Source organism: Rhodococcus opacus B4, from assembly GCF_000010805.1.
Lineage (GTDB): Bacteria > Actinomycetota > Actinomycetes > Mycobacteriales > Mycobacteriaceae > Rhodococcus_F > Rhodococcus_F opacus_C.
In genome coordinates this window covers 712,337-734,943 of record NC_012522.1, presented here as the reverse complement: position 1 = coordinate 734,943, position 22,607 = coordinate 712,337, and the positions used below count along the sequence as shown (strand labels likewise).

21 protein-coding genes are annotated in these 22,607 nt (G+C 68.8%); 15 read left to right on the top strand and 6 right to left on the bottom strand.

Going from position 1 to position 22,607, the window contains the following annotated elements:
• Nucleotides 1–48: 48 nt before the first annotated feature.
• From ROP_RS03380 to ROP_RS03370, 3 genes are all read right to left on the bottom strand, one after another.
• Nucleotides 49–2,331 (bottom strand): HelD family protein, encoded by a 2,283-nt coding sequence (locus ROP_RS03380; RefSeq protein ID WP_012687949.1) that lies wholly within the window; start codon nt 2,329–2,331, stop codon nt 49–51.
• Nucleotides 2,332–2,477: 146 nt separating this feature from the next.
• A complete protein-coding gene (locus ROP_RS03375; protein WP_012687948.1) occupies nt 2,478–3,407 on the bottom strand; it encodes a DoxX family protein in 930 nt (309 codons plus the stop codon).
• 166 nt (nt 3,408–3,573) lie between these two features.
• Nucleotides 3,574–4,263 carry an MBL fold metallo-hydrolase gene (locus ROP_RS03370; RefSeq protein ID WP_043824159.1) on the bottom strand — a complete coding sequence of 230 codons (690 nt, stop codon included), beginning with the start codon at nt 4,261–4,263 and terminating at the stop codon, nt 3,574–3,576.
• Nucleotides 4,264–4,414: 151 nt separating this feature from the next.
• Here ROP_RS03370 and uvrA point away from each other — a divergent pair, with 151 nt between their 5' ends.
• Nucleotides 4,415–7,408, top strand: coding sequence for an excinuclease ABC subunit UvrA (gene uvrA, locus ROP_RS03365; RefSeq protein WP_012687946.1), 2,994 nt, complete (start codon nt 4,415–4,417; stop codon nt 7,406–7,408).
• Between the two features lie 6 nt (nt 7,409–7,414).
• Here uvrA and ROP_RS03360 read toward each other — a convergent pair whose 3' ends face one another.
• Complete coding sequence (locus ROP_RS03360; RefSeq protein WP_012687945.1) at nt 7,415–8,161, bottom strand: alpha/beta fold hydrolase; 747 nt, start codon at nt 8,159–8,161, stop codon at nt 7,415–7,417.
• 120 nt (nt 8,162–8,281) lie between these two features.
• Here ROP_RS03360 and ROP_RS03355 point away from each other — a divergent pair, with 120 nt between their 5' ends.
• The gene (locus ROP_RS03355; protein WP_012687944.1) at nt 8,282–8,983 is read left to right on the top strand and encodes a helix-turn-helix transcriptional regulator; all 702 of its coding nucleotides are present in this window, start codon (nt 8,282–8,284) and stop codon (nt 8,981–8,983) included.
• 7 nt (nt 8,984–8,990) lie between these two features.
• Here ROP_RS03355 and ROP_RS03350 read toward each other — a convergent pair whose 3' ends face one another.
• A complete protein-coding gene (locus ROP_RS03350; RefSeq protein ID WP_012687943.1) occupies nt 8,991–9,404 on the bottom strand; it encodes a DUF1801 domain-containing protein in 414 nt (137 codons plus the stop codon).
• A 50-nt stretch (nt 9,405–9,454) separates the two neighbouring features.
• Entirely contained in the window at nt 9,455–9,838 is a 384-nt protein-coding gene (locus ROP_RS03345) for a DUF1844 domain-containing protein (RefSeq protein WP_012687942.1), read from the bottom strand.
• A 401-nt stretch (nt 9,839–10,239) separates the two neighbouring features.
• On the opposite strand from ROP_RS03345, the gene infC reads away from it, so the two are divergent.
• The 13 genes from infC (at nt 10,240) to ROP_RS03280 (ending at nt 22,577) form a co-directional block, all read left to right on the top strand.
• Nucleotides 10,240–10,887, top strand: a complete 648-nt coding sequence (gene infC / locus ROP_RS03340; RefSeq protein ID WP_012687941.1) for a translation initiation factor IF-3 — start codon at nt 10,240–10,242, stop codon at nt 10,885–10,887.
• Between the two features lie 57 nt (nt 10,888–10,944).
• Nucleotides 10,945–11,139: a 50S ribosomal protein L35 gene (rpmI, locus tag ROP_RS03335; RefSeq protein WP_005247390.1), complete on the top strand. Its 195-nt coding sequence runs from the start codon at nt 10,945–10,947 to the stop codon at nt 11,137–11,139.
• A gap of 64 nt (nt 11,140–11,203) precedes the next feature.
• Complete coding sequence (rplT, locus tag ROP_RS03330; RefSeq protein WP_005247385.1) at nt 11,204–11,593, top strand: 50S ribosomal protein L20; 390 nt, start codon at nt 11,204–11,206, stop codon at nt 11,591–11,593.
• A gap of 38 nt (nt 11,594–11,631) precedes the next feature.
• Nucleotides 11,632–12,441: a TrmH family RNA methyltransferase gene (locus ROP_RS03325; RefSeq protein ID WP_012687940.1), complete on the top strand. Its 810-nt coding sequence runs from the start codon at nt 11,632–11,634 to the stop codon at nt 12,439–12,441.
• Nucleotides 12,442–12,535: 94 nt separating this feature from the next.
• Nucleotides 12,536–13,621 carry a phenylalanine--tRNA ligase subunit alpha gene (gene pheS, locus ROP_RS03320; protein ID WP_012687939.1) on the top strand — a complete coding sequence of 362 codons (1,086 nt, stop codon included), beginning with the start codon at nt 12,536–12,538 and terminating at the stop codon, nt 13,619–13,621.
• A 67-nt stretch (nt 13,622–13,688) separates the two neighbouring features.
• Nucleotides 13,689–16,175, top strand: coding sequence for a phenylalanine--tRNA ligase subunit beta (pheT, locus tag ROP_RS03315; protein WP_012687938.1), 2,487 nt, complete (start codon nt 13,689–13,691; stop codon nt 16,173–16,175).
• Between the two features lie 42 nt (nt 16,176–16,217).
• Nucleotides 16,218–16,616 (top strand): hypothetical protein, encoded by a 399-nt coding sequence (locus ROP_RS03310; protein ID WP_012687937.1) that lies wholly within the window; start codon nt 16,218–16,220, stop codon nt 16,614–16,616.
• Between the two features lie 68 nt (nt 16,617–16,684).
• Complete coding sequence (gene argC, locus ROP_RS03305) at nt 16,685–17,740, top strand: N-acetyl-gamma-glutamyl-phosphate reductase (RefSeq protein WP_012687936.1); 1,056 nt, start codon at nt 16,685–16,687, stop codon at nt 17,738–17,740.
• The gene (gene argJ, locus ROP_RS03300; RefSeq protein ID WP_012687935.1) at nt 17,737–18,981 is read left to right on the top strand and encodes a bifunctional glutamate N-acetyltransferase/amino-acid acetyltransferase ArgJ; all 1,245 of its coding nucleotides are present in this window, start codon (nt 17,737–17,739) and stop codon (nt 18,979–18,981) included. Before argC ends, argJ begins: the two co-directional genes overlap by 4 nt.
• The gene (argB, locus tag ROP_RS03295; protein ID WP_012687934.1) at nt 18,978–19,904 is read left to right on the top strand and encodes an acetylglutamate kinase; all 927 of its coding nucleotides are present in this window, start codon (nt 18,978–18,980) and stop codon (nt 19,902–19,904) included. The genes argJ and argB overlap by 4 nt, the downstream gene beginning before the upstream one ends.
• Complete coding sequence (locus ROP_RS03290) at nt 19,901–21,100, top strand: acetylornithine transaminase (RefSeq protein ID WP_012687933.1); 1,200 nt, start codon at nt 19,901–19,903, stop codon at nt 21,098–21,100. The genes argB and ROP_RS03290 overlap by 4 nt, the downstream gene beginning before the upstream one ends.
• Nucleotides 21,097–22,044 (top strand): ornithine carbamoyltransferase, encoded by a 948-nt coding sequence (gene argF / locus ROP_RS03285; protein ID WP_012687932.1) that lies wholly within the window; start codon nt 21,097–21,099, stop codon nt 22,042–22,044. The genes ROP_RS03290 and argF overlap by 4 nt, the downstream gene beginning before the upstream one ends.
• Entirely contained in the window at nt 22,041–22,577 is a 537-nt protein-coding gene (locus ROP_RS03280; protein ID WP_012687931.1) for an arginine repressor, read from the top strand. The genes argF and ROP_RS03280 overlap by 4 nt, the downstream gene beginning before the upstream one ends.
• The last annotated feature ends 30 nt before the right edge of the window (nt 22,578–22,607 follow it).

Sequence of the window (22,607 nt, the reverse complement as noted above, 5' to 3'; positions counted from 1 at the left end):
GTGGCGCAGGGGTATCTCGATGCCGCCGAGGCGAACTGCGTCATCGGGTCAGGACAGGATCCCGACCTCTGCCGGGCCGAGTTCGGACAGCACTGCGGGCAACGTCTTCGTGTGCACCACACCGAGGCGTTGCGTCGCACGGGTCAGGGCGACGTAGAGGTCGTTCATTCCCCGCGGCGATTCGTCGAGAACGTCCTGGGGCTCGGCGATGAGCACCGAGTCGAATTCCAATCCCTTGACGTCTCGCACCGTGAGGACGCTGACGGTGTCCGACCGCAGGTCGGCGAGTGCCGCGACGAGATCGTGGCCGCCGATCACGACGGTGGTGCCCGGTCCGGTTTCCCGGGACACGCAGGTGCGCACGGTGTCTGCCAGTTCGGCCTCCGACACCTGCAGGGCCCACGGCGCGAAGCCGGATTCGCGCACCGACCGCGGCACGGTCTGCTCCGGATCGATCTCGGCGAGAACCTGCCGGGCCGACGTCATGATCTCCGCCGGTGTGCGGTAGTTGACGGTCAGTTCCGTCAGCTTCCACCGGTTGGCGACATACGGTTCGAGGATCCGCTGCCACGACGACGTTCCCGCCGGGTCGCCGGTCTGCGCGGTGTCGCCGACCAGCGTCATCCAGCGATTCGGTATGCGCCGCATCAGCATTCGCCAGGCCATCTCGGAGAGTTCCTGCGCCTCGTCGACGATCACGTGACCGTAGGTCCACGTTCGGTCGCCGGCGGCGCGTTCCGCGGTGGTCTGGTGCTGCCCGACGTCGTGGCGTTCGGCGAGCTGGCTGGCGTCGATCAGGTCGTAGGCCATCAGGATTTCCGGGTCCAGTTCGTCCTCGAGGTCCTGCGGTGCCGAACCGGTCAGGATGTCCAGGGCGCCCTGGGCGTCCGCGATCTGTGCCCGCCACTGGCGACGGGCGCGCTCCCGTTCGGCGGCGTCGTCGACGCCGAGGAGTTCGGCCAGTTCGTCGAGGAGTGGGGCGTCGGCGGCGCTGAAGCCGCGCATTCCGGGGCGGCGCAGCGAGTCACGTTGCGCTTCGGTCAGATTCGGGGCGGAATCGGCAAGCCGCTTCGGTGAGGCGTACAGATCGGCGAGGACCTGCTGCGGCGACAATTCCGGCCACAGCGCGCTGATCGCCGTCATGATCGCCGGGTCCTCACGCATCTCGTCGCGCATGTCGGCGATGTCGTCCCGGCTCAGCAGGTTCCCGCCGTCGACGACGTTGGCGCCGAGGGTGTCCGCGAGTTGCTGCGCGAGCGCCTCGATGACCGAGGAGACGAAGATCGGACGGGCCAGGTTGTGCGGGCGCCTGGACGACCTCGCCCGGCCGCGAGCGCGGGTGACGACCTTGCGGTCGAGGGTGATCCGGTAGGTGTCGAACGTGAGCTCGACGGGCCGCGACGGCACTTCCTGCCGGTCCCGGACCGCCTTCTTGAGAACGTCCAGCATGTCGAGCGAGCCCTTGATCTCGCCTGCGTCGAGGCTGTCCTCGACGGTGGCCCGGACGCCGGGGTAGAGGTCACCGATGGTGGAGAGCAGCACACCGGTCTCGCCGAGCGACGGCAGCACCTGGCCGATGTAGTCGAGGAACGTGGCGTTGGGGCCGATGATGAGGACGCCGGCCTTCGCAAGCTGCTGGCGATACGTGTACAGCAGGTAGGCGGCGCGGTGCAGGGCGACCGCGGTCTTCCCGGTTCCGGGACCGCCCTGCACCACGAGCACGCTCTTGTGCTCCGACCGGATGATGGCGTCCTGCTCGCCCTGGATCGTCTCGACGATGTCGTTCATCTGACCGGTGCGGGCCGCGTTCAACGCGGAGAGCAGCGCGCTCTCACCCGCGACGCCGTCCGAACCGGTGACCGTGCCCGCGGCCTCCGCGGCCGCCAGGTCCAGGTATTCGTCGTTGACGGCGGTCACCCGGCGGCTCCGCGTACGGATGTGCCGCCGGCGGGTGACGCCGTCGGGGGCGGCGGGGGTGGCGAGATAGAACGGGCGGGCAAGGGGCGCACGCCAATCGAGGAGCATCGTCTCGTAGTCGTTCTCCTCGTCGAGGATGCCGAGCCGGCCGACGTAGCGGTGCTCGCCGTCGAGGTCGATCCGGCCGAAGCACAGTCCGTTCTCGGCGGCGTCGTACTTGGCGAGGTCCTCGGTGTAGAGCTGGTTGAAGGACTCGCGCTCGCTCCGCGCCTGCGGGGTGCCGCCGGTTTCGAGCAGTACACGGCTCAGCCGGTTCGCCGCGTACTGGCGAAGGCCGTCCAGTCGGGTGTAGAGCATCGTCACGTACTGCTGCTCGAGCTCGCGCTCGTCGCGTGACGTGTCCTCGTCGGGCAAGAGGTCTCCTTGACTGGTTCGGCTGCAACCGGATCGGCTGCAAAAGTGCCTGGACAGTCTAGTCGGCCCCGGAGGGGCGTCGCTGACATCGCAGGTCAGCGGCGTTCTCCGGGGCCGATCAGATCGAATATCCGGCGGGAGCCGGGTCAGTGGGACAGTTCGTCCCGCTTCGCCCGCGCCTTCTCGAGCGCGGTTTCCGCCTGCTTGCGGGCCCGCTTACCGAGCACCTCACCGCGTTCTGCTGCGGTGCCTGCCCATTCCCCGCCCTTCTCGCGGGCGACCTCGGCCAGTTCCGGGCCGTGCTCCTTCGCCGCCTCGACGAGTTCCGCGCCGCGTTCGCGGGCGACGTCCGCCCATTCGGCGCCGTGTTCTTTCGCGACCTCCGCCCATTCGGCGCCGTGCTCCTTCGCGACCTCCGCCCATTCGGCGCCGCGGTCCGCCGCGACCTTCGCGAGTTCGGTGCCACGGTCTTTCGCGACCTCGAGGAGGCCGGTCCCGCGCTCGGCGGCCTCCCCGGACAGGATGCGGGCCCGCTCGGACGCCGCGGCCAGGGCCTCTGCGATCTCGGGGCCGTGGTGATCGTGACCGGAGCCGAGGGGCAGGGCGGCGGCCACGGTCTCCTGTGCGTGCCGGGCGGCGCGGCGTCCACGCCAGCCCAGCGACGGCTTGCCCTCGGTGTCGACGGCGGCGATGAGCAGTCCGCCGAGCAGGCTGACGTTCTTGAGGAACTGAGTGCGCTGCGCCGCCTTCTTCGCGGGGTCGGTCTCATTCCAGAAGTCGTGCCCCACAACGGTAGTGGGCACGAGGCTGCCTGCGAGCGCGAGCGACGCGAGGCGCGGTGCCTTACCGGTGGCGAGAAGTACGCCGCCGCCGATCTGCACGGCGGCGTTGATCTTGATCAACGTCTCCGGGTCGGACGGGATCTTCTGCGTGACGGACCCGGGAAGCGCCTCGGTGGACTTGTCGATCAGTGGTGCGGCGGCCTGTGCTTTCTGCGCCGGATTTCGAAGTGCATCGATCCCTCCGCTGATGAAGATCGCGGACAGCAGTGGGCGAGCGATACGACGGACGAGCATTCCTGGCCTCCCAATCTCGAGTTCTCCCGTCTCACACTAACGAGAGTTCTGGGCAGTCGTCGGCGTACGCGGTGTTGCCGCGCCGACGGTCTGCCCATTCACCAGTACCCAGGGAGACCGATCGCCAATCGCGGACCGTTCCGTGCGCGATCGGCGTCGGATGCCGTCACCAGCCGCGTTCGCGCCACTCCCCGAGGTGGGGGCGTTCGGCGCCGAGGGTGGTGTCGTCACCGTGGCCTGGGTAGACCACGGTGTCGTCGCCGTAGCGGTCGAAGAGCTTCGTTTCGACGTCGGTGAGCAGTGATGCGAACTTGTCCGCGTCGGCGGTCTTGCCGACGCCGCCGGGGAAGAGGGAGTCGCCGGTGAAGAGGTGGGTGCGGCCGCCGCCTGCCTCGGTGAGCGCGAGCGCGACGGAGCCGGGGGTGTGGCCGGCGAGGTGGATCACGTCGAGGGTGACCTCGCCGACGGTGACGGTGTCGCCGTCGTCGAGGAGGCGGTCGGGCCGGACGGGCAGTGCGTCGGCGTCGAGTGGATGGGCGGCCGTGTCCACGCGGGTGGCCGCCGCGACGTCCTCGAGCGCCAGCCAGTGGTCGCCGTGCTGATGTGTGGTGACGATCAGGTCGAGGGACGGTGCGTGTTCACCGATCAGTTGGTTGACGCGGTCCGCCTCGTTGGCGGCGTCGATGAGTACGGATTTTCCGGTTGCGGAACAGACGACCAGGTACACGTTGTTGTCCATGGGGCCGACGGACATCTTCGTGATCGTGGCTCCCGGAACCGTGCGGCGCTGCGGCGCCGAACCAGGGGAGACGTGGCCGGTGTACGAGTCTTCTATCACCATGGGCTGCTCGGTCATGATGGGGAGGCTACCGTCGAATACAGGCAGGTGAGTGGCAGGGCGGCCATCCGTCGCGCAGAACGTGTCGGTGCCCCGGCTTACCATGGCACGGCCGGAGGGCTGAGCGTCCACGTGCGTCCTCGGCTGTCGAACAATGAAGGGACTTGGAGTGGCGGATCGCCTTATCGTGCGGGGTGCCCGTGAGCACAATCTGCGAGGGGTCGATCTCGATCTGCCCCGGGACAGCCTGATCGTGTTCACCGGACTGTCGGGCTCGGGCAAGTCGAGTCTGGCATTCGACACGATCTTCGCCGAGGGCCAGCGACGCTACGTCGAGTCGCTGTCGGCGTACGCGCGACAGTTCCTCGGTCAGATGGACAAGCCCGACGTCGACTTCATCGAAGGTCTGTCGCCCGCGGTGTCCATCGACCAGAAGTCGACCAACCGGAACCCGCGGTCGACGGTCGGCACCATCACGGAGGTCTACGACTACCTGCGTCTGCTGTACGCGCGCGCCGGCACCGCACACTGCCCGGTGTGCGGGGAGCAGATCGCGCGGCAGACGCCGCAGCAGATCGTCGACCAGGTTCTCGAGATGGAGGAAGGCACCCGCTTCCAGGTGCTCGCTCCCGTCGTGCGCACCCGCAAGGGTGAATTCGTCGACCTGTTCGACCAGCTCAACATGCAGGGTTACTCGCGTGTGCGGGTCGACGGCGTGGTGTATCCGCTGTCCGAGCCGCCCAAGCTCAAGAAGCAGGAGAAGCACGACATCGAGGTGGTCGTCGACCGTCTCACCGTCAAGGCCGGTTCCAAGCAGCGGCTCACCGATTCCGTCGAGACGGCGCTGCGACTGGCAGAGGGCATCGTCGTCCTCGACTTCGTCGACCGCGAGGAGAACGCCGCCGACCGGGAACGACGGTTCTCGGAGAAGCTGGCGTGCCCCAACGGCCACGCACTGTCCATCGACGACCTCGAACCCCGGTCGTTCTCGTTCAACTCCCCGTACGGCGCCTGCCCCGAGTGCACCGGCCTCGGCATCCGCAAGGAGGTCGACCCGGACCTCGTCGTCCCCGACCCCGAGCTGTCACTCGGGGACGGGGCCATCGCGCCGTGGTCGATGGGGCAGAGTTCCGAATACTTCGGCCGCCTGCTGTCCGGTCTCGGCGACATTCTCGGCTTCGACATGAAGACGCCGTGGAACAAGCTTCCGGCGAAGGCGCGCCGGGCGATCCTCGAGGGCAGCGAGGAGCAGGTCCACGTCCGCTACAAAAACCGGTACGGGCGTACCCGTTCCTACTACGCCGAGTTCGAGGGCGTCATGCCGTTCCTGCACCGCCGGCTCGAGCAGACCGAGTCCGACCAGATGAAGGAACGCTACGACGGCTACATGCGGGACACCCCGTGTCCCGCGTGCGGTGGTGCGCGCCTGCGCCCCGAGATCCTGTCGGTCACGATCGCGAACGAGAAGTTCGGGATGAAATCGATCGCCGAGGTCTGTGAACTGTCGATCTCCGATTGCGCCGACTTCCTGAACAGCCTCACGCTGGGCAGCCGCGAGGAGGCCATCGCCGGTCAGGTGCTCAAAGAGGTCCAGGCCCGACTCGGCTTCCTCCTCGACGTCGGCCTCGAGTACCTCTCCCTCGCCCGCGCCGCAGGCACCCTGTCCGGTGGTGAGGCGCAGCGCATCCGTCTCGCCACCCAGATCGGCTCGGGTCTGGTGGGCGTCCTGTACGTGCTCGACGAGCCGTCGATCGGTCTGCACCAGCGCGACAACCGGCGTCTCATCGAGACCCTGACGCGCCTGCGCGACCTCGGGAACACGCTCATCGTGGTCGAGCACGACGAAGACACCATCCGCACGTCCGACTGGGTGGTCGACATCGGGCCGCTCGCCGGCGAGCACGGCGGCAAGGTCGTCCACAGTGGGCCGTACCAGGAACTGCTCGACTGCGAGGAATCCCTCACCGGCGCCTATCTGTCGGGACGCAGTCACATCGAGATTCCCGCCATCCGCCGTCCGGTGGATCGCAAGCGCCAGGTCACGGTCGTCGGCGCGCGCGAACACAACCTCGGCGGCATCGACGTCAGCTTCCCGCTGGGCGTGCTCACGTCGGTCACCGGCGTGTCCGGGTCCGGCAAGTCGACGCTCGTCAACGACATCCTCGCGACGGTGATGGCGAACAAGCTCAACGGCGCCCGTCAGGTGCCGGGCCGGCACACCCGCATCAACGGGCTCGACCAGCTGGACAAGCTCGTGCAGGTCGACCAGTCACCCATCGGCCGCACCCCGCGGTCCAACGCGGCCACCTACACCGGGGTGTTCGACAAGATCCGCACCCTGTTCGCCGCCACCACCGAGTCGAAGGTGCGCGGGTACCAGCCGGGCCGGTTCTCGTTCAACGTCAAGGGTGGTCGCTGCGAGGCCTGCTCCGGCGACGGCACGCTGAAGATCGAGATGAACTTCCTCCCCGACGTGTACGTGCCGTGCGAGGTCTGCCACGGTGCCCGATACAACCGCGAGACGCTCGAGGTCCACTACAAGGGCAAGACCATCGCCGAGGTCCTGGACATGCCGATCGAGGAGGCCGCGGAATTCTTCGAGCCCATCACCTCGATCCACCGCTACCTCAAGACTCTGGTCGAGGTCGGTCTCGGGTATGTGCGGCTCGGTCAGCCCGCGCCCACGCTGTCCGGTGGTGAGGCGCAACGCGTGAAGCTCGCCGCCGAACTGCAGAAACGCTCGACGGGCCGCACGGTGTACATCCTCGACGAGCCCACGACGGGTCTGCACTTCGAGGACATCCGCAAGCTGCTGGGGGTCGTCAACGGCCTGGTCGACAAGGGCAACACGGTGATCGTGATCGAGCACAACCTCGACGTGATCAAGACGTCCGACTGGGTGGTCGACATGGGGCCTGAGGGTGGGTCCGGCGGCGGAACCGTCGTCGCGCAAGGCACCCCGGAGGATGTGGCGCAGGTTCCGGAGAGTTACACGGGACGGTTCCTCGAGAACGTCCTGGCGGTGCCGGCGCCTGTTGCGGCGAAGCCGAAGGCAGCCAAGTCCTCGCCGACGCGGAAGTCCGCGTCGGCGAAGAAGACTGCCGCGGCCACCGCGGCGACACCGCGTAAGCGCGCGCCGAAGAAGGCCGCAGCCGTCAGCTGAATCCGGTCAGTCCCTCGCGGCCGCGTCGATCGCGGTCGCGAGGTCTGCGGGCCGCGACCACATCGGCCAGTGGCCCGTCGGCAGATCGACGTAGTCGACCTTCGCGATCTGCGCGAGTTCGGCCGCCATCGGATGGCCCGCCGCGGCCATCTGCTGGATGACCTCCGACGGAAAACTCGTGCAGATCACCGTGGTCGGCACGTCCAGCCGCCTGCTGTCGGTGAGTTCGGTCGTGTCCCTCGCAGGTCCGGCGGGCATGGGAACCGCCCGGTTGCGGAACGTCTCGAGCGCGGCGTCGTCGAGGCCGGCGAGACTGCTGCCCTCGGCTTCGAGTTCGGACCAGGACGGCAGCGGAATCTCGACGACCGCCGGGTCGAGATCGTCGCGCAGTGCGGTGCCGCTCTGCAGTGGTCCCGAGTCGACGTACACGATGCGGGCGAGTCGGCCGGGCAGACGATCGCTCGCCGCGTACGCCACCGGCCCCGCGCCGCTGTGCGCGACGAGCACCACCCGCTCCGACGACGGTGTGTTCGCGATGGCCTCCGTGATCGCGGTGACGTGGTGGTCCAGACGGACGCCGGCGCGGTCGCTGCCGGTGGCGTCGAGTCCGGGCAACGTCACCGCGGTGACGTGATGGCCCTGCCCGATCAGGTCGGATTCCACTGCCTCCCAGGCCCATGCGCCGAGCCAGAATCCGGGGACCAGAATGATGTGAGTGCCTGTGCTGCCGTGTGCTTCGCTTGTCCGAGTCATGAGACAAGAGTGAACCCGCAACGGTGACATCAGCGTGTCACCGTATTCGTCACGGTCGCATAACGGAATCGGCCCGGCGAGAATCGGGACTTTGCCGCGGACGTTCGGCAGACTGCCCTCATGGACCGTCCAGCCCGCCTCCACGCCCTGACGGAAGAACTGCGCCGCGCGGGTGACCGCGGCCGGACCGCGGAGCAGTTGGCGGCGCAGTTCGAGGTAACGCCCCGCACGATCAAGCGGGACATCGCCGTACTGCAGGCGTCGGGCGCCGCGATCCGGGCCACTGCCGGACCGGGTGGGGGATACGGGATCATCGGGAACGGCACGCTGCCGCCGGTGAATTTCACTCCCGCTCAGGCGGTCTCGGTGGCGCTCGCCCTCACGGCCTTCCGCGACGCGCCGTTCGCGACGGACGGCCGGGCCGCGCTCGCGAAGCTCCTCGACGTGATGGACGCGGAGTCGAGGGAGCGGGTGGAGCAACTCGGTGCGAAGGTGTGGATCCGGCGGGACTCCCACGGCGCACGTGCGGAGCCCCGCATCCGCCGCGTCGTCGAAGACGGCTTGCAGCGCGAACTGATGGTGTCCCTGCGGTACGTCGACCGGGACGGCGGCCGTACCGAGCGGGTCGTCGAACCGCACCTTCTCGCGCACACGCGGGGGTCGTGGTTCCTGGTCGCGTGGTGCCTGAGCCGGGCGGGTGTGCGCTGGTTCCGGTTGGACCGGGTCTCCGACGCCACCCTCACCGGCCGGTCGTTCGTCCCGCGCGACCCGGACCTCTTCGGCGAACCGCCCGCCGACGCGCGGACCGTGTTCGACCGGTGAGGGACGATCAGAGCGCGCGGGCGGCCGCCACGGATCGGTCCATCAGCGAGACGAGAACCGACTCGTCGACGTCGGCGAGTTTCTTGACGTAGAGGCAGCCCTTGCCGACCTTGTGCTTGCCGAGGGCCGCGAGTTCGGTCTCGTGCTCGGTGAAGTCGAGAGAGAGGTACAGCGTGAGCGCCGCCGCGCGCGGCGAGAATCCGATCAGGGCGGTGTCGCCCTCGTGGCCGCTGGCATACCGGTAGTGGCGGGTGCCGAATCCGACGATGCTCGTTCCCCACATCGCGGCCGGCTCTCCCGTCGCGGCGGTGAGCAGTTCCACCAGCCGTGCGCTGTCGGCGCGCTTCACCGGGTCGGTGACCGCTGCGAGGAACTCGTCGACATCTGCCTGCGTCTGCTCGGTCTTGTTACGGCCCGCCATCTCAGTACCCCGCCATCTCAGTACCCCGCTGCCTCGGTGCCCGCGGTCTCTCAGTACACCGGTCCGGTGTACTTCTCACCCGGGCCCTTGCCGGGCTCGTCCGGGTGCGAAGACGCTTCGCGGAACGCGCGCTGCAACGCCTGCAGGCCTTCGCGGATCGGCCCGGCGTGCGGTCCGAGGTATTCGATGGACGCGGTCACCAGGCCGGCGAGTGCCGTGATGACCCGTCGGGCCTCGTCGAGGTCGCGGTGGGGGCTGGAGTCGGGGTCGGCGTCGGACAGGCCGAGTTTCTCGGCTGCCGAACTCATGAGCATGACCGCGGCGCGGCTGATGACCTCGACCGAGGGCACGTCGGCCAGTTCCCGGACATCGGTATTCTGGTCACCGCCGCTCACGGTGCCGTCGTTCGGGATGTCATCGATGTTGTCCGTCATGCCCTAGAGGATTCCACCAGTGGCCGGGAACATGGCGGCCAGGTGGCGGTGGGACGCAACGTCCCGGTATCGATTAGCTCCCGACGTGCGCAAATGTTACCCTTGGTGCAACGACCGCCTTCGGATTTGTCGGGGGCAGCAAGTGGAGTCCGACTCCCACCTCTGCGCGGCAGGTAAAACTGCAGCTCAGTGGTCCGGTCGCTCGGTCCGAGAGTTCTCGGTTCGAGTTCCTCGAGTGTGAGGAGACGAGGGATCGGCGTGAGCCGTGAGTTCGTCTGATCGGTCGACATCGGGCCCCGCATGGTGAGAGTCATTCACCGCAGCGGGGCTTTTTTGTTGGGAATCCGGGCGTACGGGCTGCTGGCGGTCTCGAGACAAGACCGTTCAACCTAGGAGGCCCCATCAGCACTGAGACCCGCATCAACGATCGCATCCGAGTTCCCGAGGTCCGCCTCGTCGGACCCGGAGGTGAACAGGTTGGCATCGTGCGTGTTGAAGATGCACTCCGCTTGGCCCTCGAGGCCGATCTCGACCTGGTCGAGGTGGCCCCCGACGCTCGCCCGCCGGTCTGCAAGATCATGGACTACGGCAAGTTCAAGTACGAGGCCGCGCAGAAGGCTCGTGAGTCGCGCAAGAACCAGCAGCTCACGGTCATCAAGGAGCAGAAGCTCCGCCCCAAGATCGACGATCACGACTACGAGACCAAGAAGCGCAACGTCGTGCGCTTCCTCGAGGCCGGATCCAAGGTCAAGGTCACGATCATGTTCCGCGGACGTGAGCAGTCGCGTCCGGAGCTCGGGTTCCGGCTGCTGCAGCGTCTCGGTGCGGACGTCGCGGATCTCGGGTTCGTGGAGACGTCCGCCAAGCAGGACGGTCGAAACATGACGATGGTGCTCGCTCCGCACAAGGGCGCGAAGACCCGTGTCAAGGCGCAGGAAAGCGCCGCCGCGCCGCCGGCGCAGCGGGCGACACCGGCACCGGCACAGGCTCCGGCGACACCTGCGGAGCAGGCGGGCGGCAGTACGCCCGGCGAAGCGCCGACCAGCTAGTCCGACTACACCAGCACGACCCGGATCACGGTCCGGATACAGAGAACTGAGGACTCCATGCCCAAGTCGAAGACCCACAGCGGCACCGCGAAGCGATTCAAGGTGTCCGGCAGCGGAAAGATCCTGCGCCAGAAGGCCGGTCGCCGCCACCTGCTCGAGCACAAGGCCACCAAGGTGACCCGTCGCCTCGATGGCGTGGCTGTCGTCAGCAAGGCTGACACTCCTCGCATCAAGCGCCTGCTCGACATCTGAGTCGACTCCCCTTTTACTGACCACCCGGGGCAGCTCACTGCCCCAAGATTGACAGGATTTTTCAGTGGCACGCGTAAAGAGGGCGGTAAACGCCCAGAAGAAGCGTCGTTCGATTCTCGAAGCCTCCAGCGGCTACCGCGGACAGCGCTCGCGCCTGTACCGCAAGGCCAAGGAACAGCAGCTCCACTCGCTGACCTACGCCTACCGTGACCGCCGTGCGCGCAAGGGCGACTTCCGCAAGCTGTGGATCACGCGTATCAACGCCGCTGCACGGGCGAACGACATCACGTACAACCGCCTGATCCAGGGTCTGCGTCTGGCCGAGATCGAGGTCGACCGCAAGAACCTCGCCGAGCTGGCCGTGTCCGACGCGGCGGCATTCGCCGGCCTCGTGGCCCTCGCCAAGGCGGCCCTTCCGGCTGACGTGAACGCTCCTGCCGGAGAAGCGGCCTGAGTCTCGCACCCCGGCCTCTGACGCCCCGGAAACGACCCGTGGACCCGCTCACCGAGCGAACCCCGCGGGTCGTTTCTGCTGTCAAGCTGCTGCGCACCGCGGAACGCCGCAAGGTCGGACGGTTCCTGGTGGAGGGCGAGAACTCCGTCGGTGAGGCACTTGCCACCCACCCGGTGCACGACCTCTTCTACACCGCGGACGCGGAGCAGCGGTACTCGGCGCTGATCGAGCGGGCGCACGCCGCGGGTGTCCGCACGTCGCTGGTGACGGACCGGGCGGTCCGTGCGCTCAGCGACACGGTGACCCCGCCGGGTCTGGTCGCGGTGTGCGAACTCCTCGACGTTCCGCTGGCCGAGGCGCTGGGTCCCGGAACCCGCCTGCTGGCGGTTCCGGTCGCGGTCGCGGAGCCGGGCAACGCGGGCACCGTGATCCGGGTCGCGGACGCGGTGGGCGCGGACGCGGCGATTCTCGCGGGCGACAGTGTCGACCCACACAACGGCAAGTGTGTCCGCGCATCCGCAGGAAGTCTCTTCCACCTTCCGGTGGTGCGTGAGCGGGACACGGCCGCCGTCCTCGACACCATCAGCGCGGCGGGCATCCAGTTGCTCGCCACGGCGGCGGACGGCGAAGTCGATCTGGACGACGCCGACGAACTCCTGGCCCGCCCGACGGCGTGGTTGTTCGGGAACGAAGCCCATGGCCTCGACGCGGCCACCGCGGCGCGAGCGGACCACCGGGTGCGGATACCCATCCACGGTCGAGCCGAGAGTCTCAACCTGGCGACGGCGGCGTCGATCTGCCTGTATTCGAGCGCGCGGGTCCAGAACCGCAAGCGGACCGACAGCTGAAACGGCGAAAATCGGATCGCATAGGATTTGACGGCGAGCTGTTTCGGTTTCGTCGAGAGTGTTGACTGAAAGAACTTAAGGAGTGGCACCGGTCGTGGCTAAAAAAGAGGGCGCTGCCTCCGCGGGGGTCGAAGGCGGCGCGGTCGATGCGAGTGCGCTCACCGAGGACGCTCTGACTGCGGCGGCGGAGAGCGCCGAGAAGGCGTTCGCGTCGGTGGCGGATCTCGACGATCTGGCGAAGGCCAAGGTCGAGCACATGGGTGACAAGTCGCCGATCGCCCTCGCCCGCCGCGGACTGGGAGCCCTACCGGGCAAGGAGAAGGCCGACGCGGGCAAGCGTGTGAACGTCGCCCGCACCCGGATCAGCGCGGCTTTCGACGAGCGCCGCGCCGTGCTGCTCGCCGAGCGTGACGCCGCCGTTCTCGTGGCCGAGGCCATCGACGTGACGCTGCCGTCGCAGCGTCAGCCGGTGGGCGCCCGCCACCCGATCAGCATCATTTCCGAGCAGGTCGAGGACGTGTTCGTGGCCATGGGCTGGGAGGTCGCCGAGGGTCCGGAGGTGGAGACCGAGCACTTCAACTTCGATGCCCTGAACTTCCTGCCCGATCACCCCGCCCGGACGATGCAGGACACGTTCCACATCGCGCCCGAGGGCTCGCGGCAGGTGCTCCGCACGCACACGTCGCCGGTGCAGGTGCGCACGATGCTCTCGCGCGAGGTGCCGATCTACGTGGTGTGCCCCGGACGGACGTTCCGCACCGACGAACTCGACGCGACACACACCCCCGTCTTCTCCCAGGTGGAGGGGCTCGCGGTCGACAAGGGCCTCACCATGGCACACCTGCGTGGCACGCTCGACGCGTTCGCGCGCGCGCTGTTCGGTCCCGAGACCCGCACCCGCATGCGTCCGAACTACTTCCCGTTCACGGAACCGTCCGCCGAGGTGGACGTGTGGTTCCCGAACAAGAAGGGCGGCGCGGGCTGGGTCGAGTGGGGCGGCTGCGGAATGGTCAATCCGAATGTGCTGCGCGCCTCCGGAATCGACCCCGACGTGTACACCGGGTTCGCGTTCGGGATGGGGCTCGAGCGCACACTCCAGTTCCGGAACGGGATCCCGGACATGCGCGACATCGTCGAGGGCGACGTGCGTTTCACGCTGCCCTTCGGTGTCCAGGGCTGACCCTGCGTCACCCGGAACCCGTCCACCACAGTCACGACATTTTCACGAACGAGAGAGCTGAGCAGACGTGCGAGTAGCGCAATCCTGGCTGACCGAGATCCTGCAGCGTGCCACCCCGGACTGGGACGTCACCGCCGAGGAACTCGACGCAGGTTTCGTCCGGGTCGGGCTCGAGGTCGAGGAAGTCGACCGGCTCGAGCCCGTTGACGGCCCCCTCGTGGTCGGCAAGGTTCTCGAGATCACCGAGCTCACCGAGTTCAAGAAGCCGATCCGCTTCTGCAAGGTGGATGTGGGGGCGGCCGAGCCGCAGGGCATCGTGTGCGGCGCCCGGAACTTCGCCGAGGGCGACCTCGTGGTGGTCGCGCTGCCGGGCGCGGTCCTCCCCGGTGGTTTCGCCATCGCGTCCCGCAAGACCTACGGGCAGGTGTCCGACGGGATGATCTGCTCGGTGGCCGAACTGGGCATCGGCAAGGACCATTCGGGCATCCTCGTCCTCGAGCCGGGCACCGCGCTTCCGGGCGCGGACGCCAACGAGTTGATGGGTCTGCACGACACGGTCATCGAACTCAACATCACCCCGGACCGCGGCTACTGCTTCTCCGTCCGCGGGCTCACCCGCGAACTGGCCTGCGGGTTCGACCTGGACTTCGCCGACCCCGCAGCGGTGGCGCCGTCTCCGGCGGACGGGGAGGCGTGGCCGATTCGCGTCGAACCCGAGTCGAAGGCGACGCGTTTCGCCGCGCGCCGGGTGACCGGTATCGATCCGAATGCGGTCAGTCCGTGGTGGCTGCAGCGGCGGTTGCTGCTGTCCGGTGTCCGCCCGATCTCGCCGGCCGTCGACGTCACCAACTACGTTCTGCTCGAACTCGGCCAGCCGCTGCACGCGTTCGACGCCGCCAAGATCAGAGGCGAACTCGTCGTGCGCCGCGCGGTGGCGGGGGAGAAGCTGACGACTCTCGACGAGACCGAGCGCGTCCTGGACCCCGAGGACGTCGTGATCGCCGACGATTCGGGAGTCCTGTCGCTGGCAGGCATCATGGGCGGCGCGTCCACCGAGGTCGGACCCGGAACCACCGACATCCTGCTCGAGGCGGCCACGTGGGATCCGCTCGCGGTGTTCAAGACCGCGCGCAGGCACAAGTTGTCGAGCGAGGCGGGCAAGCGTTTCGAGCGCGTCGTCGATCCCGAGATCCCCGTCGCGGCCCTGGACCGGGCTGCCGCGCTGCTCGTCGACATCGCCGGCGGGCGGGTCGAGTCGGCGCTCACCGACATCGGTGAGGTCACCCCGCACCGGCCCATCCACATGGACATCGACCTCCCCGACCGGGTGGCGGGCGTCGACTACCCCACCGGCACCTCGGCGCGCCGCCTGACGCAGATCGGCTGCAGCGTCGAGGTCGGGGTCAGCGACAGCGGTCACGGTCAGCTCGTCGCGGCCCCGCCGTCGTGGCGGCCCGACCTGGTGCAGCCGGCCGACCTGGTGGAGGAAGTGCTCCGTCTCGAGGGCCTCGAGAAGATCCCGTCGGTGCTGCCCGCGGCCCCCGCGGGTCGGGGGTTGACGCCGACGCAGCGCCGCAAGCGGGCCGTCGGCCGCGCCCTGGCGTTCTCGGGGTACGTCGAGATCCTTCCCCCCGTCTTCCTGCCCACCGCCGTCTTCGACACGTGGGGGCTGGATCCGGAGGATCCGCGCCGGAACACCGGCCGGGTACTCAATCCGCTCGAATCGGATCGGCCCGAACTGGCGACCACGCTGCTGCCGGGACTGCTCGAGGTCCTCGCCCGCAACGTCTCCCGCGGCCAGCGCGACCTGTCGCTCTTCGGTATCGCGCAGGTCGTGCTGCCCGGTGCGGACACGAAGCCGGTCGCCGCGCTGCCGGTGGACCGGCGTCCGACCGACGAGCAGATCACGGCGCTGCTGCAGTCGCTTCCGGACCAGCCCGTGCACGTGGCGGTGGTGCTCACCGGACAGCGTGAGCCGAGTGGTCCGTGGGGCGCGGGACGTGCTGCCGACGCCACCGACGCGTTCGCCGCGGCCCGGACGGTTGCCGCCGCGGCCGGTGTCGAGTTCGAGTTCCGCGCGGCTCAGTACCTGCCGTGGCATCCGGGCCGGGGCGCGGAGCTTCTCGTGGACGGCGTCGTGGTCGGGCACGCGGGCGAGTTGCACCCCGCAGTGCTCGAGCGCGCCGGACTTCCCCCGCGGACGAGTGCCGTGGAGATCGATTTGAGTGCTCTGCCGCTGGTGGAGAATCTGCCCGCGCCGAAGGTGTCGCCCTTCCCGGCGGTCCTCCAGGACGTGGCGGTCGTCGTCGACACCGCGGTTCCCGCCGCCGAGGTCCAGGCCGCCCTGCGCTCGGGTGGCGGGGAACTCCTCGAGGACATCCGGTTGTTCGACGTGTTCGAGGGCGAGCAGGTCGGGGAGGGCCGGAAGTCGCTGGCGTTCGCGCTGCGATTCCGGGGTGCCGACCGCACTCTGACCGAGGACGAGGCGAGCGCCGCCCGCGACGCTGCGGTCGCCGCGGCGTCCGCAGCGGTGGGTGCCGAACTGCGCAGCTGACCCGTAGCCTGGGTGGAGGGCCCGGGACGGTGAGGAGCGGTGATGACCGAGGTGCGCGACGTCGTGGCGGCGGCGAGCCAGTTGACCGACGCCGAGTTCCTCCAGGTGGTACGCGCGGTGGCCGCCGGACGTCCGGGTCTCGGTGCGCTGCTCGCGGCCGTGGACGTGGGTGCGGCGATTCCGACGGAGGATCCGGTGACCGCGGAGGTCGTGCCGCACGTCGTACCGGGTGCGCCGGCGCCGGACTACACCCCGGGGGGTGTCCCGACGTTCGACCGCGTGCGTGAGCGGATCGAAGGACGGTTCGGGACGGCGACGGGCTCCTCGGAACTCGCGCACGACAGCCCGTCGGGGCAGTCGCTCGAGGAGGCGTGGGAGAAGCGGGAGAAGGCGGGTAAGGCCAAGCTCGACGAGATCCGGCGGTCGCTCGGCAAGCAGTGACCGCGGTTTCCGTCCCGCCGGAAGACCACGGTGTGTATTAGCTTGCATGATGATGCATAATCAATCGTATGACTGAGCACGCGGGAAAACCGATCAGGATTGCCGTCGCCGGCGCGAGCGGATACGCCGGTGGCGAAGTGCTGCGTCTGCTGCTGGGGCACCCGTCGTATGCGGACGGTTCGCTCGTCATCGGCGCGCTCACCGCCGGCGGCAACGCCGGTTCGACTCTGGGCTCGCACCATCCGCACCTGCTTCCCCTCGCCGACCGAGTGCTGGAAGACACCACCGTCGACACACTCTCCGGTCACGATGTGGTGTTCCTCGGTCTGCCGCACGGCAATTCGGCGCAGTACGCGAAGGACCTGCCCGAGTCCACGGTCATCATCGACTGCGGCGCCGACTTCCGGCTGACGAACGCCGAGGACTGGGAGCGGTACTACAAGAGTCCGCACGCGGGTAGCTGGCCGTACGGTCTCCCGGAACTCCCCGGCGCCCGCGAGAAATTGGCGGGTGCCACCCGCATCGCGGTCCCGGGATGCTTCCCGACGGTGTCGAGCCTGGCGATGGCCCCCGCGGTCGCGGCGGGCGTCGTCGAACCGCGGGTGACGATCGTCGCGGTCACCGGCGCTTCCGGCGCGGGACGCGCTCCCAAGGCCGACCTGCTCGGCTCCGAGGTGATGGGTTCGGTCCGCGCGTACGGCGTCGGCGGCGTGCACCGCCACACGCCGGAGATCATCCAGAACCTCTCCGAACTCGCCGGCGAGCGCGTCACCGTATCGTTCACGCCCGTGCTCGCGCCGATGCCGCGTGGCATCCTCGCCACCTGCACCGCGGTCACCACGGCAACCGAGGACGAGGTGCGCGCGATCTACGAAAAGGCTTACGCGGACGAGCCGTTCGTGCACGTGCTGCCCCGGGGCGTGCTGCCGCAGACCGGGGCGGTCGTCGGATCGAACGCCGTCCAGATCGCCGTGGCGGTCGACGCCGACGCCGGCCAGATCGTCGTGGTCGCGGTGATCGACAACCTCGCGAAGGGCACCGCCGGGGGAGCGGTGCAATCGATGAATCTTGCGCTTGGACTACCCGAGACCGCCGGTCTCTCGACAGTGGGAGTTGCCCCGTGAGCAGTGACAGCACGATCGATCCGCACCCGGCCCGGGAAGTCGCCGGCGGCACCCTCGTCCGCAGCCAGGGAGTGTCGGGGCCCGCGGGCTTCCGCGCGTCCGGGATCAAGGCGGGAATCAAGGCGAGCGGCAACGCCGACCTGGCCCTCGTCGTCAACGAGGGCCCGGAACTCGCGGCGGCGGGTGTCTTCACCGCGAACAAGGTGAAGGCAGCCCCGGTGCTGTGGTCGCAGCAGGTGCTGACCACGGGCAGACTGCGCGCCGTCGTGCTCAACTCGGGTGGTGCCAACGCGTGCACAGGGGCGGGAGGATTCCAGGACGCGCACAAGACGGCCGAGGAAGTGGCGTCGGCGCTGAGCAACTGGGGCACCGAGACCGGTGCCGTCGAGGTCGCGGTGTGTTCCACCGGTCTGATCGGCGACCGCCTGCCGATGGACAAGGTTCTGACCGGCGTCACGGAGGCCGTCCACGAACTCGCAGGCGGAATCTCGGGTGGCACCGACGCGGCGTACGCGATCATGACCACCGACACGGTGCCGAAGCAGGCGGCCCTGCACCACGCGGGCAAGTGGAACGTGGGCGGGATGGCGAAGGGCGCCGGCATGCTGGCGCCGGCGCTGGCGACGATGCTGTGCGTCGTGACCACCGACGCCGTCGCGACGGCGTCGCAACTCGACGCGGCCCTGCGGGCGGCCACCCGGGTGACGTTCGACCGGCTCGACGTCGACGGCGCCACCTCGACCAACGACACCGTGTTGCTGCTCGCGTCCGGTGCGAGCAACGTGACCCCCACCCAGGAAGAATTGAACGCGGCCGTGACGGCCGTCTGCGACGACCTGGCCGATCAGATGATGGCGGACGCAGAGGGCGTCACCAAGCGGGTGCGAGTCACCGTCAGCGGCGCGGTCAGCGAGCACGACGCGCTGATCGGGGCCCGGACGGTGGCGCGTGACAGCCTCGTCAAGACTGCGCTGTTCGGTTCCGACCCCAACTGGGGCCGGGTCCTCGCCGCGATCGGCATCGCGCCGATCGAACTCGACCCCGACAAGATCTCGGTGTCGTTCAACGGCGCCCCGGTCTGCATCGACGGCGTCGGCGCCCCGGGCGCGCGGGACGTGGACCTGAGCGAAGTCGACATCGCCCTCGACATCGATCTGGGTCTGGGCGAGCACGCGGTGACCATCCGGACCACCGACCTTTCGCACGCGTATGTCGAAGAGAACTCGGCGTATTCGTCATGACAGCGGCCAGCGAAGCGCTCACCGGCATCACCGATCACCAGAAGGCTCATGTCCTGGCGGAGGCACTGCCGTGGCTGCAGCAGTTCCGCGACAAGGTCGTCGTCGTGAAGTACGGCGGCAACGCCATGGTCGACGACGCGCTGAAGACGGCGTTCGCTGCCGACATGGCGTTCCTGCGGACCGTCGGAATTCAGCCGGTCGTCGTGCACGGCGGCGGTCCCCAGATCAACGCCATGCTCGGAAAGCTCGGCATGACAGGTGAATTCAAGGGCGGATTCCGCGTCACCACCCCCGAGGTGATGGACGTCGTCCGGATGGTGCTGTTCGGTCAGGTCGGCCGCGAACTCGTCGGGCTGATCAACGCCCACGGGCCGTACGCCGTCGGGATCTCCGGTGAGGATGCACACCTGTTCACCGCCACCAAGCGCACCGTGATGGTCGAGGGCACGCCGACGGACATCGGACTCGTCGGCGACGTCACGACCGTGAACCCGGAGGCCGTTCTCGACCTCATCCGCGCGGGCCGAATTCCCGTGGTGTCCACCATCGCCCCCGACTCGGACGGTGTGGTGCACAACATCAACGCGGACACCGCCGCCGCGGCGCTCGCCGAGGCCATCGGTGCCGAGAAGCTCGTGGTCCTCACGGATGTCGAAGGGCTGTACACGAACTGGCCGGACCGCGATTCGCTGGCCACCGAGATCGACGTCGACGCGCTCGCGCAACTGCTGCCGAGTCTCGATGCCGGCATGGTGCCCAAGATGGAGGCCTGCCTGCGCGCGGTCCGCGGCGGGGTACCCACCGCGCACGTCATCGACGGCCGCCTCGCGCATTCCGTTCTGCTCGAACTGTTCACCGGCGAGGGCATCGGCACGATGGTCACGCCCGCCCCGACTTCACCTACCGAGGGAGTTGCCCCATGACCGGAACCCCGGAACTCCAGCAGCGCTGGTCCGGCGCCCTGATGAACACGTACGGCGTCCCCCGGGTGGCTCTCACACGCGGTCAGGGCGCGGTGCTCACCGATGCCGACGGCAAGGAATACGTCGACTTCCTCGCCGGCATCGCCGTCAACATCCTCGGGCACGCACATCCCGCGCTCATCGAGGCCGTCACGGCGCAGTTGTCGACCCTCGGTCACGTGTCGAACCTGTACGCCAGCGAACCGGCCATCGAACTGGCCGAGAAGCTGCTCTCCCACCTGGGTGCCCCCGGACGGGTCTTCTTCTGCAATTCCGGCACGGAAGCCAACGAGGCGGCGTTCAAGCTCGCGCGGGCGACCGGCCGCTCGAAGATCATCGCGGCGGAGAACTCGTTCCACGGCCGGACGATGGGCGCTCTCGCGCTCACCGGGCAGGCCGCCAAGCGTGCGCCGTTCGAGCCGATGCCTCCGGGTGTCGTGCACGTGCCGTACGGCGACCTCGACGCACTCGACCGCGCCGTCGACGCCGACACCGCAGCCGTGTTCCTGGAGCCGATGATGGGCGAAGGCGGGGTCGTCGTGCCGCCCGAGGGATACCTCGCAGGCGCGCGGCAGATCACCGCCGATCGCGGCGCCCTGCTCGTGCTCGACGAAGTGCAGACCGGGATCGGCCGCACCGGATGGTTCTACGCACACCAGGCGGTCGGGATCGTGCCCGACGTCATGACTCTCGCGAAGGGTCTCGGTGGCGGGATGCCGATCGGCGCATGCGTCGCCACCGGCGCAGCCGCGGACCTGTTCGGGCCGGGCAAGCACGGCACGACTTTCGGCGGGAACCCCGTCTGCGCGTCCGCCGCGCTCGCCGTGCTGCGGACCATCGCCGAAGACGACCTGATCTCCCGCGCCGACACGCTCGGCAAGGCGCTGTCGGCCGGTATCGAAGGTCTCGGTCACCCGTTGATCGACCACGTCCGCGGCGCCGGACTGTTGCTCGGCATCGTCCTCACCCAGGACGTGGCACCCGCGGTCGAGAACTCCGCCCGCGAGGCCGGGTACCTGATCAACGCCGCCCAGCCGGGCGTCGTCCGGCTCGCTCCGCCCCTCGTCCTCACGGACGAACAGGCCGAAGGTTTCGTCGCGGCGCTGCCTGCGATCCTCGACAACGCGCAATCGGCCGCTCAGCCGGGAAAGCAGTGACGACTGTGGTGAAACACTTTCTCCGGGACGACGACCTCACCCCCGAACAGCAGGCGGAGGTCCTCGAGCTCGCTGCCAGGCTGAAGAAGGCCCCGTTCGCCGAACGTCCGCTCGAGGGGCCCCGCGGAGTCGGCGTGATCTTCGAGAAGAACTCGACGCGCACCCGGTTCTCGTTCGAGATGGGCATCGCGCAGCTCGGCGGTCACGCGATCGTCGTCGACGGGCGCAGCACCCAGCTCGGCCGCGAGGAAACGTTGCAGGACACCGGCCGCGTTCTGTCGCGGTACGTCGACGCCGTGGTGTGGCGGACGTTCGGGCAGAAGCGGCTCGAGGCGATGGCGTCGGGCGCCGACGTCCCGATCGTCAACGCGCTGTCCGACGAGTTCCACCCGTGCCAGGTTCTGGCCGACCTCCAGACCCTCGCGGAGCGGAAGGGCTCACTGAAAGGTCTGAAGCTCACCTACCTCGGCGACGGCGCCAACAACATGGCGCACTCGCTGATGCTGGGCGGTGTCACGGCAGGCGTCGACGTCACCATCGCCAGCCCCGAGGGATTCGCACCCCTGCCCTGGGTGGTCGAGGCAGCCCGCGCGCGGGCCGCCGACACCGGCGCGACCATCACCCTCACCGAGGATCCGCAGGCCGCGGTCGTCGGAGCGGACGCACTCGTCACAGACACCTGGACGTCCATGGGTCAGGAGAACGACGGACTGGACCGGGTCGGGCCGTTCCGCCCGTTCCAGATCAACGAGGCGCTGCTCGCGAAGGCGGCCGCAGATGCGGTGGTCCTGCACTGCCTGCCCGCCCACCGCGGCGAGGAGATCACCGACGAGGTCCTCGACGGACCGCAGAGCGTCGTCTGGGACGAGGCGGAGAACCGCCTCCACGCGCAGAAGGCACTGTTGGTGTGGCTGCTCGCGCAACGAACCGGGAACCGTCCGTGAATGCGGCACCGCCGCAGCGCACAGGTGCGGCACCGCCGCAGCGCACAGCGAACGCGGCGACGGCACCGACCCGGGCGGGCCGGCAGGCGCGGATCGTCGCGATCCTGTCGAACAACCCGGTCCGCAGCCAGACCGAACTCGCGGCGCTGCTCGCGGCCGAAGGCATCGACGCCACCCAGGCGACGCTGTCGCGCGACCTCGAAGAACTCGGCGCCGTGAAACTCCGCGCCGCGGACGGCGGCGCCGGGGTGTACGTGGTGCCCGAGGACGGAAATCCCGTCCGCGGCGTGTCCGGCGGAACCGACCGGCTGTCGCGGTTGCTGGGGGAGCTACTGGTGTCGACCGATGCCAGTGGCAACATGGCGGTGCTGAGAACCCCCCCGGGGGCAGCGCACTATCTGGCGAGTGCACTCGATCGGGCATCATTACCTGACGTCGTGGGAACCATCGCGGGGGATGACACCATTCTCGTGGTGGCACGTGAGCCGCTGAGCGGGGCGGAACTCGCGGCCAAGATCGAATCCCTCGCCTGACAACTGAATCATCTCTACAGATCTTCAACC